This is a genomic window from Halioxenophilus sp. WMMB6, assembly GCF_033283405.1.
Lineage (GTDB): Bacteria > Pseudomonadota > Gammaproteobacteria > Pseudomonadales > Cellvibrionaceae > Halioxenophilus.
On the sequence record NZ_JAWMQR010000002.1, the window covers coordinates 100,686 to 119,204 of the forward strand.

17 protein-coding genes are annotated in these 18,519 nt (G+C 57.5%); 4 read left to right on the forward strand and 13 right to left on the reverse strand.

Going from position 1 to position 18,519, the window contains the following annotated elements:
• Positions 1–171: 171 nt before the first annotated feature.
• From rplI to SBL51_RS06260, 7 genes are all read right to left on the reverse strand, one after another.
• Complete coding sequence (gene rplI, locus SBL51_RS06230) at positions 172–621, reverse strand: 50S ribosomal protein L9 (RefSeq protein ID WP_317930033.1); 450 nt, start codon at positions 619–621, stop codon at positions 172–174.
• A gap of 43 nt (positions 622–664) precedes the next feature.
• Positions 665–1,582, reverse strand: a complete 918-nt coding sequence (locus tag SBL51_RS06235; protein WP_317930034.1) for a hypothetical protein — start codon at positions 1,580–1,582, stop codon at positions 665–667.
• A 61-nt stretch (positions 1,583–1,643) separates the two neighbouring features.
• Positions 1,644–1,871: a 30S ribosomal protein S18 gene (gene rpsR / locus SBL51_RS06240; protein ID WP_317930035.1), complete on the reverse strand. Its 228-nt coding sequence runs from the start codon at positions 1,869–1,871 to the stop codon at positions 1,644–1,646.
• Between the two features lie 11 nt (positions 1,872–1,882).
• A complete protein-coding gene (gene rpsF / locus SBL51_RS06245) occupies positions 1,883–2,323 on the reverse strand; it encodes a 30S ribosomal protein S6 (RefSeq protein WP_317930036.1) in 441 nt (146 codons plus the stop codon).
• 227 nt (positions 2,324–2,550) lie between these two features.
• Positions 2,551–3,009 (reverse strand): RidA family protein, encoded by a 459-nt coding sequence (locus tag SBL51_RS06250; protein ID WP_317930037.1) that lies wholly within the window; start codon positions 3,007–3,009, stop codon positions 2,551–2,553.
• A gap of 34 nt (positions 3,010–3,043) precedes the next feature.
• Positions 3,044–3,553: an O-acetyl-ADP-ribose deacetylase gene (locus SBL51_RS06255; protein WP_317930038.1), complete on the reverse strand. Its 510-nt coding sequence runs from the start codon at positions 3,551–3,553 to the stop codon at positions 3,044–3,046.
• Between the two features lie 3 nt (positions 3,554–3,556).
• Positions 3,557–4,726 (reverse strand): glycosyltransferase family 2 protein, encoded by a 1,170-nt coding sequence (locus tag SBL51_RS06260; protein WP_317930039.1) that lies wholly within the window; start codon positions 4,724–4,726, stop codon positions 3,557–3,559.
• 414 nt (positions 4,727–5,140) lie between these two features.
• Between SBL51_RS06260 and SBL51_RS06265 the strand changes: the two genes are divergently transcribed.
• From SBL51_RS06265 to rimO, 3 genes are all read left to right on the forward strand, one after another.
• Positions 5,141–6,355 (forward strand): glycosyltransferase family 4 protein, encoded by a 1,215-nt coding sequence (locus SBL51_RS06265; protein ID WP_317930040.1) that lies wholly within the window; start codon positions 5,141–5,143, stop codon positions 6,353–6,355.
• A gap of 424 nt (positions 6,356–6,779) precedes the next feature.
• The gene (locus tag SBL51_RS06270) at positions 6,780–7,655 is read left to right on the forward strand and encodes an AraC family transcriptional regulator (protein WP_317930041.1); all 876 of its coding nucleotides are present in this window, start codon (positions 6,780–6,782) and stop codon (positions 7,653–7,655) included.
• Between the two features lie 136 nt (positions 7,656–7,791).
• Positions 7,792–9,141: a 30S ribosomal protein S12 methylthiotransferase RimO gene (gene rimO / locus SBL51_RS06275; protein WP_317930042.1), complete on the forward strand. Its 1,350-nt coding sequence runs from the start codon at positions 7,792–7,794 to the stop codon at positions 9,139–9,141.
• Between the two features lie 24 nt (positions 9,142–9,165).
• On the opposite strand, the gene SBL51_RS06280 is transcribed toward rimO, so the two are convergent.
• The 4 genes from SBL51_RS06280 to SBL51_RS06295 form a co-directional block, all read right to left on the reverse strand.
• Complete coding sequence (locus tag SBL51_RS06280; RefSeq protein WP_317930043.1) at positions 9,166–9,777, reverse strand: hypothetical protein; 612 nt, start codon at positions 9,775–9,777, stop codon at positions 9,166–9,168.
• A gap of 100 nt (positions 9,778–9,877) precedes the next feature.
• Complete coding sequence (locus SBL51_RS06285; protein WP_317930044.1) at positions 9,878–10,945, reverse strand: efflux RND transporter periplasmic adaptor subunit; 1,068 nt, start codon at positions 10,943–10,945, stop codon at positions 9,878–9,880.
• 3 nt (positions 10,946–10,948) lie between these two features.
• Positions 10,949–14,254 carry an efflux RND transporter permease subunit gene (locus SBL51_RS06290; RefSeq protein ID WP_317930045.1) on the reverse strand — a complete coding sequence of 1,102 codons (3,306 nt, stop codon included), beginning with the start codon at positions 14,252–14,254 and terminating at the stop codon, positions 10,949–10,951.
• A gap of 174 nt (positions 14,255–14,428) precedes the next feature.
• On the reverse strand, positions 14,429–15,877 hold the full coding sequence (locus SBL51_RS06295) for an adenosine deaminase (RefSeq protein WP_317930046.1): 1,449 nt from the start codon (positions 15,875–15,877) through the stop codon (positions 14,429–14,431).
• A 148-nt stretch (positions 15,878–16,025) separates the two neighbouring features.
• Here SBL51_RS06295 and SBL51_RS06300 point away from each other — a divergent pair, with 148 nt between their 5' ends.
• Positions 16,026–16,319 (forward strand): DUF1330 domain-containing protein, encoded by a 294-nt coding sequence (locus SBL51_RS06300; protein ID WP_317930047.1) that lies wholly within the window; start codon positions 16,026–16,028, stop codon positions 16,317–16,319.
• A 35-nt stretch (positions 16,320–16,354) separates the two neighbouring features.
• Here SBL51_RS06300 and SBL51_RS06305 read toward each other — a convergent pair whose 3' ends face one another.
• Together SBL51_RS06305 and SBL51_RS06310 are read right to left on the reverse strand one after the other, a co-directional pair.
• The gene (locus SBL51_RS06305; RefSeq protein WP_317930048.1) at positions 16,355–16,861 is read right to left on the reverse strand and encodes a nucleoside deaminase; all 507 of its coding nucleotides are present in this window, start codon (positions 16,859–16,861) and stop codon (positions 16,355–16,357) included.
• A gap of 23 nt (positions 16,862–16,884) precedes the next feature.
• Positions 16,885–17,874 carry an isopenicillin N synthase family dioxygenase gene (locus SBL51_RS06310; RefSeq protein ID WP_317930049.1) on the reverse strand — a complete coding sequence of 330 codons (990 nt, stop codon included), beginning with the start codon at positions 17,872–17,874 and terminating at the stop codon, positions 16,885–16,887.
• Positions 17,875–18,519 lie beyond the last annotated feature (645 nt).

An 18,519-nucleotide genomic window follows, 5' to 3' on the forward strand; every position in this document is an offset into this window, starting at 1 on the left:
GCTGCCGTTCGCGGGCAGAAACGAAAAAAGCGAATGGCCGAAACCATTCGCTTTGGGTCTTGCACGTTTGCAATCCGACGACTGCAACCAAGCGGCTAGTTGCTCGGTAACTTACTGAGTAACTTACTCGGTAACTTCCCCGGCAACGTAATTTCGCAGTTTACTTGGCGCTTACTCGGCAACGACAACGACTTTGAGAACTTGAGTCACTTCGGTGTGCAGTTGCAGGTCGATATCGTACTCACCCAGGTCGCGCAGCGCGCCCTCGGGCAATTTGACTTCGGCTTTGGCAACGGCCACGCCGGCAGCGGTGATCGCGTCGGCAATGTCGCGAGTACCGACAGAACCGAACAGTTTACCTTCGTCACCGGCTTTGGCGGTGATGGTTACCTGTACCAGTTCAGCCAGCTTCTCGGCACGTGCAGTGGCTTCAGAAGCCTTTTCAGCGGCAGCCGCTTCCAGTTCAGCACGACGAGCTTCGAACTCAGCCACGTTTTTCTCAGTGGCTGGCAGAGCCTTGCCCTGAGGCACCAAAAAGTTACGACCATAGCCGGCTTTGACAGAGACCTTGTCACCAATCTTGCCAAGCTTGCCCACTTTCTCGAGCAGAATAACTTCCATCTCGTTTACCCTCTGTTAAATAGTCGGTCGCAGCTACAGTGCGCTACGACTTGGGCGTAAACCGCCCGCGTAAATTTAAGAAACTGTCCAAAATTGCCAGCAGTGCCAGTAGGGTCCGAACCGGAGCCACAAAAATCAGCACTGCGTAGAACACCACCAGCCAATGGCCGCCAAGCCCGCGGGCTTTAAACAGCCAGTGCATCAACCCCAACCCCACCAGGCAGGGAGGGGTGATAAACAGGGCCGACCAGATGAGATAGTCGTTCCCTGCCCAATAGCAGTAGAAGGTCGCCGCCATGCAGGCCAGGGCCATGGGCAGGCCCATGCGCAACCCGTGAAACTCCTGCTGGAAGCCACCGGGGTTATAGAGCATCGCCTGCCACCAGCGCGCCATGAGTAACCCGGGTATTGCCGAGGTTAAACAGGCCAGCGCCATAGCGCCCAGAGTATTGCGGTTGGTTAGCAAATCCAGCGTGGCTCGCAACTCGGCCACACCCACTTCCCCGCTCTGCAACTCTGGCGGCACACCGCCGCTTTCCCAGGCAGCAATCACCTGCTCTATAGCCGCTCGCCAGGCGTTGGTGATTTCGGTAACCGCCGCGGGTACCAGCCAATAGATGACCAGAACCGCCAACAGGGTACTGCCGATAATCGCCGCCAGGGCGTGATTCCAGGAGCGGCTCCAACGCAGTACCAGCGCTGCGAACACCAGTGCCGGAAAGGTGGCCAGGTAAACCAGCATCACCAACTTGGTGGCGAAACTGGTACCAAACAGGCCATCCGCTGCGTTGGGTGCTATGGCACTACCGGTGAGCAAAATCACCGTCGGCGCAATCGCCGCCAGTAACACCGTTACACCCCGGCTACTGCCCAGGCGCAAAAACACCAGGGCGACCGCCGCGTGGCTGACTACGGGAATCCCCAGAATCGCCACCAGAGCGGCCTGAAAGCGGCCTCGCATTATGTATTGTGCTAACGCACGAAAAAGCTGTGCCAGAGCACGCTCCCTGTTCTACTTTTCTCTATTCGTGGCTGTCAGTGTATGGCAGCAGTGCCAGGTAGCGAGCGCGTTTGATCGCAGTCGCCAATTGGCGTTGGTATTTCGCCTGAGTACCAGTGATACGGCTGGGCACAATTTTACCGGTTTCGGTAATGTAGGCCTTCAGGGTATCCAGGTCTTTGTAATCAATCTGATCGACACCTTCAGCGGTGAAGCGACAGAATTTACGACGTCGGAAAAATCGAGCCATGGATATCCCCCTTACTCTTCTTCGTTTTCTTCAACAGCGGCATCTTCATCTTCTTCAGATGAGTCATCGTCGCTGTCGTTGTCTTCACGGGCCTGGCGCTCTTCGCGGCGAGACTTACGCTCGCGGCTCTCTTGCTCGGCCTTCATGATGGGGGATTCGCCGGTGATGGCTTCGTCGCAACGGATAACCATGCTACGCAGAACGGCATCGTTGTAACGGAAGTTGGTGGTCAGCTCTTCCAGAACTTCATTCGAGCACTCAACATTCATCAGAATGTAGTGGGCTTTGTGAATTTTGTTGATGGAGTAAGCCATTTGACGACGGCCCCAGTCTTCCATGCGGTGTACTGCACCGCCGGCCTCTTTGATTGAGCTGGTGTAACGCTCAACCATGCTGGGCACCTGCTCGCTCTGGTCAGGATGGACCAGAAACACAATTTCGTAGTGACGCATGTATGCTCCTTACGGGTTAAGCCTCCCATCCGCGGGTCAGACCCGACGCACAGTGAAGCAAGGAGGGCTGCCCTCAGTAGCCTGTGACAAGCACAGCAACCACCAAATAGCAGCCATTAAGGGGCGCGGATTGTAGATAAAAAGAACAGCCAGCGCAATAGTATTGCCGCAATCAGCGGCAATACCGGGCAGTTTTGGCTCAGAGGGGTGGGGTTTGGCTGGCAGGATTAGGGATTGGGGACGGCACCGATGCACTCAACCTCCACCCGCGCGCCCAGGGCCAGACCGTTGGCCCCCAGAGCACTGCGCACCGGGTAGGGATCGCTAAAGTAGGTTTTATAGATGGCGTTGAACGCGCCCCACTCGGCGATATCGGCCAACATCACCGTGCACTTCACCAGGTCGCTCATGGCGTAGCCTGCGGATTCCAGCGCGGCTTTCACGTTGTCCATGGTCTGCTTGGCCTCCGCTTCCATACCACCTTCAACCAAAGTGAGCGTGCCTGGCTTAACGCCAATGGTACCGGCCAGATAGATGGTGTCGTTCACCACCGCCACTTCCGAAAAAGGGACCCCCTGCGGGTAAACAGCCCCCTTGTGAATCAGTGCCACATCGGCTGCCTGGGCAACCCAGGCGCTACTGGCGGCGAGGGAGATGAGTAAAACACGACAAACTTGCAAAAACATAACGGGGGGAGTCTCCAATCTATATAAGGATGATTTAACGCTCGCTGAGCACCTGCTGCCAAACCCGGAAGAGTTCCGCATCGAACAGATAGAAGCTCAACACCAACTCGGCAAACTCTGGCTCGCAGGCCACCGCCAGGGCGATTTCCGCCGCCTCTTGCCAGGGATAACCGAAAACGCCACAGGAGATGGCCGGCAGCGCCACCGTCTGACACTGGTTCGCTAACGCCAGCCGCAACGAGTTGGTGTAAGCGTCACGCAAAGATTGCGCCGGATTGGCGGAGTGTTGATAGACTGGCCCCACCGTGTGAATCACATAGCGGGCGGGCAGCTGAAATCCGGGCGTGATTCGCGCCTGCCCGGTGGCGCAGCGCTCCCCGTCGATAGCCGGAATCGCCCGGCAGGCGGCCAGCAGTTCGGGCCCCGCCGCCCGGTGAATAGCACCATCGACGCCACCACCACCCAGCAGACTGGGATTGGCGGCGTTAACAATGGCATCCACTTCTGCCCGGGTGATATCACCCTGCAGTAGTTGAATAGTCATAAGCTACTCGCGTTCGGTACGCTTCCACTGCGTCTGTTTTTTCTTAAAAAAGCCGGTATAGAGCCCCAGTTTCGACACCACATAGACAGGCAGAAAGAGCAACTCTTTGGGGCTGAGAATAGAACGCCCCAGTGCCAGCCAGATCACCAGAACCGAGGTGATTACCGCCGCCACCAGCGCCGACACCAGGTAAGCGGCCGCGCCCACCTCAAGCACCAGGCCGAGCAGGGTAAAGGCCACAAACACCGCCACCGAACAGAGCAGCAACAGCGACAGGGGTGGCACGGTCAAGTCCAGCATAAAGGCAAAAATCGCCGGCGACTGCCGCTGCAGCGCAGCCTTAAACAGTGGCGGCGTGAATTTCTGGATCATCCCCATATGGCCGTGCTCCCATCGCTCCCGCTGGGATTGCAGTGCCTCTTTAGTGCTCGGCAGGCGGCTTTCGACCCGGGCGTCGTTCAAAAACAGGGCACCCTTGCCCAGGCAGGTCAATTCGATGCCGAGCTTCATATCCTCGACGATTTCACCCGAGGCGATAGAAATAGTGGAGATATCCGGCCAATTAAAAGCCATTCCGGAGCCCAGCAGCGGCACCGACATACCCAGGGTGGTTGCCCCTTTACAACGCACCTCGTTTTTCACCAACACGGCAAACTCAGAGATTTTGATCGGCAGGCTCGCCTCTGGCGGCGCCTTTAACAGGTAGCTCGATTGCACAGGGCGCTGGTACTGCCGGGCGGCGCACTTCAGTTTTTTAATGGCGCCGGGTAGCGCCTGACAATCGGCATCGACAATCACCACCACCTCGGGCGGGTCGGCGCGCAGATACTCAATACCGTGGGCCAGGGCGTAACCCTTGCCCCGCTGCTGATCATTGAAGCGCTCGAGCACCACACAGCCGGCCTCGCGGGCGATGTTGGCGGTGTTATCGCTGCAGTTATCGGCCACCACCACAATCTCATCGCCGGGCTCCAGTTGCGCCTGCAAAATTTCCAGCGTCGGCAACAAGCCAAGCTCTTCGTCGTGCGCCGGAATCAGTATCGAGCAGCGCACACTCTGGCTCTCATCCACCGGCCGGCAGCGGTAGCCGAGGGCAGCCACACACTCCACCACAAACATACCCAAGGGCACAGCCACAATCAGAGCTATCACCCAACAAACGAGTGCCACCATGTTGACTCCATCAACTCAATTAATCCTCGGTGCCAACAGCCAGAGAGCTGCCGGACATCCGCAAAGAATAGCAATACCCAACGCCGCATCGCCACCTCTAACTGCACCCGGATTACCCGAGCCACAGCTGGTGACCGTTAAACCGACAATTAGCACGGCTCACCATTAAAACTTTGAGTTCTGTCGGGCTTGCCCGTAAAGTATGGCGAGCCAAAGCACCCGAAACCAAAGGATGGTTAACCTATGTTGCTCACCTGTTACGCAACACCCCCGCAGGACTCGCCACCCGTAGCCACCACTCGCGCTACCGCTTATCCCCCAGGCCCCATTGCCCTGTTCGGCTTGGCTTTATAAATCCCGCGCTGTTGTGCGAACCCCCAACTCACTCCCCGGTAACTCAGCTACCTGCAAATTATGAAAATAGGCTACCTAAGCAACATCTACCCGGTCACCAGCGGTACCTTTATTCGCCGTGAAATACACGCCCTGGAGCGACAGGGCGTCACCATCAAGCGTTTCGCCTTCCGCACCTGGACGGAAGAGCTGGTCGACCCGGCCGATATCGCCGAGCGCGAAGTCACCCACTACCTGCTCTCCGGCAACAGCAAAAATCTGCTCAAGAATGGTTTAAAAACGCTGCTCGGCCGGCCCAAATATTTCTGGCGGGCGCTGAAGATTGCCCGGGAATTAAACCGCAACGCCAAGGGGCCACTGGTCCACCACATCGCCTATTTTCTGGAGGCCTGCAGCCTGTTTGTCGAAACAGAAAAAGAGGCCATCGACCATGTACACGCCCACTACTCGACCAACACCGCCGCCGTGGCGATGCTTTGCCGGGAGCTGGGCGGGCCGACCTTCAGCTTCACCGTGCACGGCCCGGATGAGTTCGATGCCCCCTACCACTCCAGCATGCCATTGAAAGTGGCCAAAGCGGCATTTGTGGTAGCGATTACCGACTTTTGTAAATCCCAAATCGTGCGCTACAGCAGCTACGACCACTGGCACAAAATTAAGGTGTTCCGCTGTGGCATTGCCACCGACGAATTCACCCCCTCCAATCACACCTTTGACGATAACTACCAGTTAGTGTGTGTTGCGCGCATGTCGGGGCTAAAGGGCCAGATGCTCTTCCCCGAGGCGATCGCCCCGCTCACCGAAAAATATCCCAAGCTAAAAATTGTATTGGTTGGCGATGGCGACATTCGGCCACTGCTGGAGGCAAAAATTAAAGAGCTGCAACTGGAAAACTTTTTCGACCTGTGCGGCTGGCAATCCAATAAAGAGGTACACCGCATTGTTGGTGAAAGCCGGGCACTGATTCTGGCGAGTTTTGCCGAGGGGCTGCCCATCGTCTTTATGGAGGCCTTCGCTCTGGGGCGACCGGCAGTGGCCACCTATATTGCCGGCATCCCCGAGCTGATCGATGAAGAGTGCGGCTGGGTGGTACCGGCGGGCTCTATTCAACGGCTGACAGAGGCGCTCGACAAAGTACTCGCCGCCAGCCCGGCCGAGCTGGAAGCTAAGGGCGCCGAAGGACGCCGCCGCGTGGAACAACAGCACGACATCAACGGCCTGGCCAGTAATTTAAAGGCCGCCTTTAGCGAACAGATTGAGCGCAATAATAGTTAGCGTTTTTTACCACCTGAACAACGCGCCAGCGCATCCCCAAGGCCCTTAACCGGGCCTTTTTTATGGCTGACTCCCCACCCGAAGAGCGCTAAGCCAGCGTTAAGATTCGGCGCTATCTCGCCCCTGTCGTCACTGATTCTTGCAAAAAAGTACTACGCGCAACGCCATCAAAACACAATCCACAAGCCGAAAAGAGTGGTCGAAAATGACAACAAAATTGACGGATTTAGCCATATAAAACCCAGCGACATATAGTAACGTCTCGATCGCTGAATAAAGCCGTGAAAATGGTCGATTAAATACCAATAAAAACAGAAGCAGCAAACTACAAGAATAGAATCAATCTCCAAGCGAGAAGGACCTCATCCGCTGTTTGAACCCAACGGATCGGACAACACTAGCCCCTTAAAAATAGGGAGTGATTATGTCTGCCATTGCCAAACTCTATATCTGGCGCAACCGGGGCCTCTTCCTCGGTACCCGAGAGATGCCCGCGCGCGATTTCACCACCGGTTCCGACCAACTCATTGTCTGCCTGAAAGGCACCATGACCCGCCGCTTTCCGGGTGGCAAAACCGTCGCCTTTCGCTCGGTGCTACTGCGCGCCGGCACCAAAGTACCGATGCAACAAGTCACCGCCAGCGGCACCATCATCGCCATCTGCCATTTGGACCCGGTCGGCCAGGACTACCACGCCGTCGCTCAAAAAATGGCGATAACGATCGAGAACAACGCCTTCCACCACCAGGATGAAGATCTGATTATTCAGGAGTTGTCACGCATCGTGCGTAACGACATGGGCGATTCTGAAGCCTACCACTGCCTGGATAATCTGCTGCTGCCTGCACCGCTCCAGCGCCAGACCTTTATTCAGTTCGACCCGAGAGTAGTGCGGGTTTTACGCCACATTGAAACCACCGTGCGCGACAACATTGAAATTGCGCAATTAGCGGAACAGGTATTTTTATCGGAAAGCCGGTTGGTGAAACTCTTTAAAAATCAGGTGGGCATTCCCATCACCCGCTACCGAATTCGATTTCGCGTTTACGTGGGGTTAATTTATCTATCCCTGGGTTTTTCTGTCACTGATTCGGCTCTGGCAGCCGGCTTTTCCAGCACCGCACACTTTTCAAAATGCTTTAGTGCTATTCTAGGCATCCCGCCATCATCCAATCTTTTGCAGCCGCCGTTTATGGAGGTGGTGTTGGCCGAGGAGATAGTGGCCGCGATCCGGGCAGAGCAGGGAGCGCCACTGACCAGCACTATGCCGGCGGCCCCGGCAAGCAGAGTGGCAACTTAGACCAGCCCACCACCGAACCTGCCTCCCCGCCAGGCCGGAACCCGCTCATGGGCGACCGACACTCGGCCAGCGCCACCCGCTCATGCTAGAATGCCCGACCAAAATTCCTGCAAGCAGCGTTAGAGACCGAGTCAGAATGAGCGATACAGAATCCCCTAAAAAAGTCGGCATGATCAGCCTGGGCTGCCCCAAGGCACTGGTGGACTCCGAACGCATTCTCACTCAGCTCAAGTTGGAGGGATACGAGATCAGCGCCGACTACGAAGGTGCCGATGTGGTGGTGGTAAACACCTGTGGCTTTATCGACTCCGCCAAGCAGGAGTCGATGGATGCCATCGCCGAGGCCATGAAAGAGAGCGGTAAGGTGATTGTCACCGGTTGCATGGGCAAGGGCACCGATGCTGAGGCCATCAAGGCCGCCAACCCCGGCCTGCTCAGCATCAGCGGCCCGGCCGACACCAACAGCGTGATGAGCGCCGTGCATGAGTTCATCCCACCGGCCGAACACAACCCCCTGGTCGACCTGATCCCGCCCGAGGGTATCAAACTCACCCCACAGCACTACGCCTATCTGAAAATCTCCGAAGGCTGCAACCACCGCTGCACCTTTTGCATTATTCCCGATATGCGCGGCGACTTGGTCAGCCGTCCCCTGCACGATGTGCTGCAGGAGGCCCGCCAGCTGGTGGAGGGCGGCGCCCAGGAGCTGTTGGTCATCTCCCAGGACACCAGCGCCTACGGCGTCGACACCCGCTACAAGCTGGACCTGATCGAAGCCCGCGAGACCCGCATGCAGGATCTGGCCGAAGCCCTAGGCCAATTGGGTGTGTGGGTGCGTTTGCACTATGTCTACCCCTACCCCCACGTCGACAAAATTATCCCGCTGATGGCCGAGGGTAAAATTCTGCCCTACCTGGATATCCCCTTTCAGCACGCCAGCCCGCGCATCCTCAAATTGATGGAGCGCCCGGCCCACGCCGAAAAGGTGTTGGCACGCATTAAAAGCTGGCGCGAGATCTGCCCGGAGTTAACCATCCGCTCTACCTTTATTGTTGGCTTCCCCGGTGAAACCGAAGAGGACTTCCAGATGCTGCTCAACTTCCTGGAAGAGGCCCAGCTCGACCGGGTCGGCTGCTTTACCTACTCGCCAGTGGAGGGTGCCCGCGCCAACGAACTGCCCGACCCGGTACCGCCGGAAATTCAAGAGGAGCGCCTGGAGCGCTTTATGACTACCCAGGCACGCATCTCCGCCGCACGCCTGCAACGCAAAATCGGCACCGTGGTTGAGGTGTTGATTGATGAGGTGGATGAAGAGGGGGCGATTGGCCGCACCTGGGCCGATGCGCCGGAGATCGACGGCATGGTCTATCTCAATGGCGAAACCGAATTAATGCCCGGCGACATCTGTTACGCGCGCATATTCCAGGCCGATGAACACGATCTGTGGGCAGAGCTGGTCCAGCCGGAGGAGTTTGGCAGCCACTAGCCTATTTTCAGACGTGCGCTTGAGCTAGTCGGTGCTTACGGAATAACCCTGGCTATCGGTCAACTTCACCAGCCACCACTGGGTAGTCGAATCCCCGGCGACAAAGCGCATATGAGCCGCCATATTAACCAGTGTGGCGGCATCGGGCTGCAGCATAGAGGCGATAAAGCTTTCAATGTTGTTGGCGAGTTTTATAAACTCAAAACCGTCGTGCTCAAACTCAAAAATAGCGCCGGCACTGGCACCACTCACGGGCATTAATAGATAGTTGCCCGAGTATGGAATCTCGCCTATCACCACACAGGCATCGATCCACTCGGGCAGTAATTCACGCGCTTCCCGCGCATCCAAACCGAGCAGCCACTCCCGAAAGTAGGACTCCAGGGTAGTCCACTGCGCAGGCTCGGCGATATAAAAGGCGGCGTCGCCGCTCTCTGGCTCGTGGAAGAGTGTGAGTGAGCCAAAGGTCTGATAAAAAGCCCCGAGATAATCTGCCGCCGGGCAGGCCTCCAGACCAATGGGGTCGGTGCAGTGGTGGCTAAATTTAACCACCTTGGTGTTGGCCGCATTGTTAATCTGGCGGCACTGAAATTCACCCCTATGGGCAACCACCCGCTCTTTTAACGCTGTTAGCACCGCTTCGCCTCCCTGCTCGATTACCGATTTACGGCATGATCGGATTTACTACCCGCTCACATTTACTGCGCTGCCTACAATTCGCTGGGCTTTTTACAATTTACTGGGTTGCGCTGCCCGGCGGCAGCACCTGCTCGCCGGCTTGCAGCCCGGCCACCACCGCCACCCGGCCATCGGCGTAGCGCTGCCCCAGGCGCAGAATACGGCGCTCTATGCCGTCGTGGCCGACCACCCAGGCCAAATCCAACTGGCCCACTTCGGCGATGCGATCGGCGGCAATCAACAGCACTTCACTCTCCCCGGCCGGCACCTGTAAACGGGCATAGAGGCCTGGCAACAGGCCACTGCCCTGGTCTAATCGGCACTTGATCAAAAAGCTGCGCGAGCCGGGGTTGCCGGCCGGTACCAGCTCTTCGATAACGGCGGTGCGTTCACTGTCGAGGGCGGGAATGGTAACGGTCAGCGACTGCCCAAGACTTAGCGACAGTGCCAGTGCCTCGCGCACATTGGCCTCCACGCGCAGGTAGTCGGGGTTGTAGAGCGACAGCAGCGTCATACCCGGCTGCGCGGTATCGCCGGGCTCGGCAAAGCGATCGACAATGCGGCCAGCAATGGGCGCGCGCACCTCGGCGAAGTCGAGCGCTGTTTTGGCCTCCTGCAGGGCCTGTTCAGCACTGGCCTGGCCCGCCTTGAGCGAATCGTGGTTGGCCTGGGCCCGGTCCAGATCCGCCTGCGCCAGCAGACCGCGCTCGGCCAGATCGCGGGCCCGTTTTAACGCCTGCTGCGCCTCGGTGTAACGGGCGCTGGCCGACTGCACATTGGCCTCTGCCTGAGAGACACGCGACTGCAGGTCGCCCCGCTCCAACACCACCAACAGATCCCCCGCTTTAACGAGGTCACCAGCGCGCACCTTGACCTGCTCGATGCGAGCCAACAGGCGGGCTGCGATTAACGTGGCCTGCTTGGCCTCCACCGAGGCTGGCACCGCCTCAAAAAGCGGTAGGCTCTGCAACTCAACCACAACGGCATCGCTGGTATCGGGCGCACTTACCGCGCGTTGCCCGGGCGGCACCTTGTCGTCGAAACTGCCCGCCATCCAGGCCACCATCACCAGCAGCACAACCACGGCCGCGACAGGAAAAAGCCACTTTGTTATTGATTTGTTCATCCATCAGGCCTCATTGACTGGTGGTTTATCGGCGGGGGCTCGGTCGTAGACCAGCAGGTAAACAACCGGCACCACCAGCAGCGTAAACAGGGTGGAAGCGAGTATGCCGAAGATAATGGCCAGCGCCAGGCCACTGAAGACTGGGTCGAGGGTGATCACCAGGTTACCCAACAGCGTGGTACCGGCAGTAAGCAGAATCGGCCGCATGCGAATGGCACCGGCGCGCAGCAGGGCCTGCTGAATGGGCGCCCCCTGGGCTCGCTCCTGGGTAATAAACTCAACCAGGATCAGCGAGTTGCGCACCACAATACCGGCCAGGGCGATCATGCCGATCATGGCTGTGGCAGTAAACAGAACCGGGTCGGGGGCGCCGGCCACCTGCCGCTCGCCAAACTGGTTGAGCAGCCAGAAGCCCGGCATGATGCCAATAATGGTCAGCGGAATGGCCGACATAATAATGAGCGACAATCCCGCTGAGCTGGTCTGTATTTTTAATACGAAAAAGATACCCACCAGAGCAAAGGCAAAGGCCAGCCCCATATCGCGGAAGACATCGACGGTGATCTTCCACTCTCCCTCGCCGGTCCAGCGCACGGAAATATCTTTCGGCAGCTGCCAGCCATCGCCGGCACCCATAGCCAGGTAGGTGCGCGACTGCCAGTCGCTGGCCGCCCCCTCTGGTGTCCCCAGGTCGGCGTTGACATCGGCAATCACCTCGGCCGGGGTACGGCCGGAGAGCTCGGCCGTAACATAGACCACCGGCTGCAGATCCTTGTGGTGAATGGTCTTATCGGCCGGCAGCCGTGCAAACTCACCCAGCTCACCCAAGGCCACCAATGGTTGCGGCGCCACCGCCAGGCCACTGCTGCTCGACTGCTTGGCGATACCGGGCCGGCCGCGCACCTGCAGGCTGACCAGATCGTGCTCGGAGGTGCGCCCCGCCACCGGCAGGCGCAGCTCCAACGGCAGCGGTTTCGCCTCCCGCGCCAACTGCAGATAACCGGCGGTTACCCCCTGGTTGGCCATCAGGATCACCTGGTTGATGTCGGCGGTGGCCACGCCGGAGAGTGCCGCCTTCTGTTTATCGGTAACAAAGCGCAGCCGCCAGGAGTCTGCCTCCACAGTGCTGTCGACCTCGGTCACAAACGGCTCCCGTTGCAGGCGCGCCATCACCTGGGAGGCGGCGGCCTGCAATTCGCGGTAGGGGGTCAGCGGCTCACCGTAGACCTCCGCCACCAGGGTGCTCAACACCGGTGGCCCTGGCGGCACCTCCACCACCTTGATGGCGACGCCCTCACCGGCCAGCGGTGCCAGCGCCGCGCGCAGGCGCAACACCACACTGTGCGACTGGTGCTCGCGCTCGGTTTTATCGAGTAGGGTGATACGCAGGTCGGCCATGTGCGGCTGCAAACGCTGGTAGTAGCGGCGCACCATACCGTTGAAGTCGATGGGCGAGGGATTGCCCACATAGGCGGCCACCGCTTTCACCTCGTTAAACTGGCGGACCTTGGCAGAGATGGCAGTAGCCATGGCTGCGGTCTCCTCCAGGCTGGTCCCCTCCGGCATATCGATCACCACCTGCACCTCATTCTTGTTATCGAAAGGGAGCAATTTCAGCGGCACCAGGCGCAGCATGGGCAAGAGCGCGGCCGCCAAAAAGAGGGCCAGCACCGCCCACAACACCCACTTGGCTTTACGGCGACTGGTGAGCAGGGGGCGCATAATGCGTTCGTAAACTGCCGAGAGCCCAGAGCTCTCCTCTGTTACATCCGGCGGGCAGCCGGCCAGCAGTTTCATGGCCAACCAGGGGGTCACCACAAAGGCCACCACGGTGCTGGTGATAACACTCACCGGTACGTTGAACGCCATCGGCGCCATGTAGGGCCCCATCATACCGGTGATAAACGCCAGCGGGATAAAGGCCAGCACAATAGTGACGGTCGACATCACCAGCGGGGTGCGAATTTCGCTGATGGCGGCGATGATGCGTTCTTTCAGAGAGCCCGATTTCTCGCGCAGGTAGCGCTCGATGTTGTCGACCCCGGTGATCGGATCATCCACCAACAGCCCCAGGGAGAGAATCAGGGCAAACAGGGTGACGCGGTTGATGGTGTAGCCAAAGAACATATCCAGCGCGAGGGTGATGCCGTAGCTGATCGGCAGTGCCATACCCACCACCAGCGCCGAGCGCCACCCCAAAAAAACCGCGATAAAAACCACCACGGTAAAGATGGCAAATACCAGGCTCTGCGCCAGATTGTTGACCTTCTCATTGGCGGTCTGGCCGTAGTCGCGGATCACCTCCAAGTGAATATCCGAAGGCAGAAACTCGCTCTGCAGGCGCGCCATCATGGCGTGAATCTCCTGTGCCACCGTCACCGCGTTACTGCCCCGCTGCTTAGCGACACTGATGGCGACCATGGGCATCCCTTCGCGCCCATCCTGGTAGCCCTGGGCGAAATCGATCCAGGTGTAGTTGTCCGGCTCGGATAGGCCATCGATCACCTGGGCCACCTCTTCCAGCAGCACCGGTTGGCCATCCACCACATTGATTACCGTCTGCCGCAACTCGGCCAGGGAGCGGATAAAGTCACCGCTCTCCAACTGCAATACCTCGCCGCCCAGAGTCCAGTGGCCGCTACTCTGCAATAGGTTGGAAGCTTGCAGGGCACTGATGATATCGGCAACCGAGCTGGCGCGGGCGGCCAGGCTCTCTGGGTCGGGTAGGATCTGGATGGTACGCGGGCGGCCGCCGACGGTGGCGACCACACTGGTGTGGTGCACCGACTGCAAAAAGGTGGTGACCTCCTCGGCCACCCGACGCAGTTCGTAATCGCCGGTCTGTTGCGGGTTGCTGCTCCATAGGGCCAGCAACAAAATGGGAACGTCGTCCACCTCTACCGGGTTAACCTGCCAGCGGCTCACCACCGGCGGAATCTTGTCCTGGTTGGAGTGCAGTTTGTTGTAGGTGTTGAGGATTGCCTTCTCGCGATCTTCACCCACATAGAAGCGCAGGGTCACGCTGCTTTGACCAGCCTGGCTGGCGGAGTAGACATTCTCGACCCCGGGAATCTGTGCCAGCAGCTTCTCCAGGGGAATGGTCACCTGCCGCTCCACCTGCACCGAAGAGAGCCCCGGCGCGGCCACCAGCACATCGACCATGGGCACCACAATTTGTGGCTCCTCCTCGCGCGGCGTCAGGCTCAGGGCCAGTACGCCCAATACCAGCGAGACAAACAACAGCAACAGCGGCAGTCCGCCGGCGAGGCTGGTGCGGACCAATTTATCCAGGGGCGATTCTGAGTTCATGATTTTGAGTTCATGGCGGCTTCCGGGCAAACGGGTTAAGCCCTAATTAGGGCGCGGCAAGCATAGCACAAGCGCTTTGCCGTTCGCCCTACCCAAACCGTTACCAACACCACCCGTAAAGCCATTGCGCATTACTGATTTATTCGTTGCGCAAGGCAGCCGCTCGCTTATCGGTCAGTTACTGGCGGCCGCCTCACACAGCTGGTAGGTGCGGCAGATAAACCCTAAAGGCGCTGGCGTGGCGCTCTTCTGCCAGCTGTTGGAGCGCATCGCCCGAGCGATAAATTTCTCGCTGTTGCTGGCAAGCCTGGACAACAGTTTGGCTTTGGTTTCGGCATCCAGAAAACTGTATTGCAGGGAATTATTATGAAGGGTTTGCAGCTCCTCCCAAGAGAGATCGAACTCCTTAACCGCGACAAAGAATTCATCGGTAAGCCGGCTGTCCCACATGCCGCGATCATCGGTCGATAGGGCCACCGGAATATCGACCCGCAGATACTCTGGGAAGGGGTGCTGGGCGTAGTTCTGCACATACTCCAGTAATTTATTGCTGATTAAATTGATCTCCACCATATAGGGGCCGTGGCGCATCAGCACCATGGTCTCCGGGTCGGTAATTAAATTGACTCCGTGACCAATGCGGTCGGCGCCCAACAGCAGGGTATCTTTCACATGGTCGTTGGGCTCATCCACCTCACCGGCGTGGATCGATAATTTCACCCCGGAATAACGTTGGCGCAACTCACGCAGCGTCGGCAAAAAGCGCAGCGGGTAGCCCTTGTCGTTATCCTCCCGGCCCACCATATTGACCCCAACCCAGAGGTCGTTGTGCTCATGCACAAACTGGTAAACCCGTTTCAAGTCCTGCTCGGCCGAGGGCAAAAAGCGCAAAATAGCCGACTGAAAACGGACCGTCACACCCGTGGCCAGGGCATCCTTGCGATTGATACGCTCACGAAAAATCGCCACCACTTCGTCGGCCGCGAAAAGAGTACCATCCGCCTTGAGATAACCGTCGGCACCGGCCTGGGTCTCCAGGTAGAGCATCCCCTCGGCACCAAAGGCGGCCATATTTTGGTAGAGAATTTCGGCAATCAGATAGGGGTTGGTGGTCAACTCATTCAAGCGCTGCCAGTGGGTTTCAAAAAATTCGTTGCGCCCCTCGTGCAGCTTGTCGAGCCGAATACTATCGAGCCAGGCGGCCTTCTCCTCGGCACTCAGTTCGACCAGCGGCTTGTACTCGGCTTGTTCACAGGCCGGCAGCTTGGCGAAAGTACGGGCGCTGATATTGCGAAACATCAGGTAGTAGCGATCACCACCAAAAGCATTGCCACCGTAGCCCCGGCAGTTTTCTATTTTGATTTTTGTGTAATAGTTATAGCCTTTGGTGCTCTGAGCCAGTGCACCGTCGTACCACCACTGGGGCAGACCAGAGCCGGATAAGTGGTTGTGCAGATCGCCGCCTTTGGGCATCAGGTAAAGGAACTGGTAGAGCTCAGCATCACTGGCGCTGGCTTTAAACTGTTCAAACCAGTCGTGGGGAGAGGCCGCTTCCACTACCCGGCCCAACAACAGACCAGGCACCAGCACTAACAGTAAAAGGTGTTTTTTAAATTTGTTCATTAATGCCGCCCTTGCAGAAAATGAAATGCATTTAACAGTATGATGGCCACTTAAAAACAGTACCAATCTTTGGCTAAAATATTGCACCAATTCTACGCCGATAAAATTCCGGCATCGTCTTTAATTTAAATTACACCGTGCAATAGTTATGAAAGCAGCCGTTATTGTTGATATCGAAGTTACCAATCCCACCATCTATAAAGAGTACATTGAACTGATCACCCCCTCCGTTTTCGCCCGTGGCGGCCGTTATCTGGTGCGTGGCGGCAACCCGCAAACATTGGATGGCAATTGGCAATCCAGCCGTATGGTGGTAATGGAATTTCCCTCCCGGGAGGTAGCCGTTGGTTGGCTAGAGGATGAGAGTCTGAGCGATATTCACAACATGCGCCGCAATAACTCTTCCAAGTGCAATATGATTATCTGCGACATGATCGAGTAGCGGCCAAAGCCGCCACTCGCTGCACCACCAACTTGCTAAGGGTGGTGCTGCCAGAACTGCTGGTGTACCGCCAGCAGCTCCTCTTTCATCGCCGCTACCGGCCCCCAAACGCGCACCGGCTTCTGGCCCGCGTTAAAGACCTCGCGACAGGGAAGATTCATGGTTGGATTGGCGTCGTGAGCGCCGGTAATCGCCAGCAGGTCCGCCTCGGTCACACCAAAGACAATGCGCCCGATATTGGCCCAGTAGCTGGTGGCCGCACACATCGCGCAGGGTTCCACCGTGGTGTAGAGCGTACAGTTCCACAGGTAGTCGGCATCGAACTGCTCCGCCGCCCGCCGTGCCAGAGTCGACTCGGCGTGGTTAACGGTATCGATATTGCCCTGCTGCAACAGAACGGTGTGATGGTCCGGCGCCACCAGCACCGCGCCAAACGGGTGCTTACCTTCGGCCAGCGCCTGTTGGCAGACGGCCTCCGCCGCCAACAGGTTGCTGTGCATTTCGCTCTCCGTGGGATCCGGATTACCGAACTGCCAACTCATAAATACTCCTTAACAACAACGGCTCAGTAGGCAAAATTGGCGGCGATGCGCTGCTTTAAATACTCCTGAGCGGTAATGGGTTCATAGAGCTTGTTGGGCCCCTGAATCACCATGGGTTTATTAGCCTGACAGAAAAAGGCAATGCTGTAGCGGGAGCCCAAGTATTCCTCGGCGGTGGGCATGCGCACGCGATGCAGCGTCGACTTCAACTGGTCGTCACTCCAACGCATCAGCATGTCGCCGATATTGCAGGTGACCAGATTATTCTTCGGCACCACACTGGTCCACTCACCACTGTCGGCCTCCCGTCCCGGGCAAACCTGCAAGCCCCCCTGGCCTTCACGCTGGAAGAGCAACGTCAGGCAATCAAAATCAGAGTGGGCTCCGGCCCGCCACTCACCGTTGGTAGTATCGGCTTTACTCATTGGGTAGTAGTGCAGTAAGCGCAAGGTGGATTGATAACCTTCACCTTCCGGGTTGTGTGCTTTGGTGAAAAAGTCTTCCGGGAAACCCAACTTCAGCGCAAAGCAGGAGAGTACACGCATGCCCAAGGCCCACGCCTCGGCTTCAAAATTGAGACTGGTGGCTTGAAAAGCGGGCAGCTCCTCTTCACTTGGCCAGAGATCATCCATATGCGGTCGGGTCACCTGGAAGGACTCCTTCTGATCGGCCATGCGGGTGGAGGGGCGCACCTGAGCTTTGGTCTCCCAGCCAGCATTCAAACCGCCACCCTTTAATGGGTATTGCGCTTTGATGGCGTCATCCAGGGCAAAAAACTGTTCGGCAGAGGCGAACATGCCATCGATGGCATCCTGATCGATACCGTGGTCAGACAGTTGGAAAAAACCTACATCAGTCGCCGCCAACCACAACTGATCGGCGATCTCGGCTTTGCGTTCGGCGAAGTTTTCTAAACTGATAACTGGCAGGGTGCGTTTGGAGGTTTCTCGACCCTGGCTGCCCAAGGTGCTTTCGAGATTTAATTCATCTAGCGGGTAATTTGACTTAGTCATACCGTTCTCCTCAATAATAATTGAAGGAGCAATGACCCAACCGAACACGTCGGCTTGACAGCTTCTACTCCGGATTGGTTTTTTATAAGTAAAAAAATCGTCCTGATTTTTTTACTTACGCTACGCGAAAAGCTGGCACAGACGCGTCGGTCTGCTGGCTTTCACTTCGCGCTCTTCTTGTAACCCAATAAATCGTCCTGATTTTTTGGGTTAACGCTCCGCAAAAGGCTGGCGCAGACGCGTGGGTCTGCTGGCTTTCACTTCGCTCCCATTTTGCCTACCGGCAAAATGATCGGGCTCCTGCCCTTGTTCTATAAAGTAAAAAATCGTCCTGATTTTTTTACTTACGCTACGCGAAACGCGGGCGCAGACACGTGGGTCTGCTGGCTTTCGCTTCGCGCTCTTCTTGTAACCCAATAAATCGTCCTGATTTTTTGGGTTAACGCTCCGCAAAAGGCTGGCGCAGACGCGTGGGTCTGCTGGCTTTCGCTTCGCTCCCATTTTGCCTGCCGGCAAAATGAGCGGGCTCCTGCCCTCTTTCTATAAAGTAAAAAAATCGTCCTGATTTTTTACTTACACTACGCGAAACGCGGGCGCAGACGCGTGGGTCTGCTGGCTTTCGCTGCGCTCCCATTTTGCCTACCG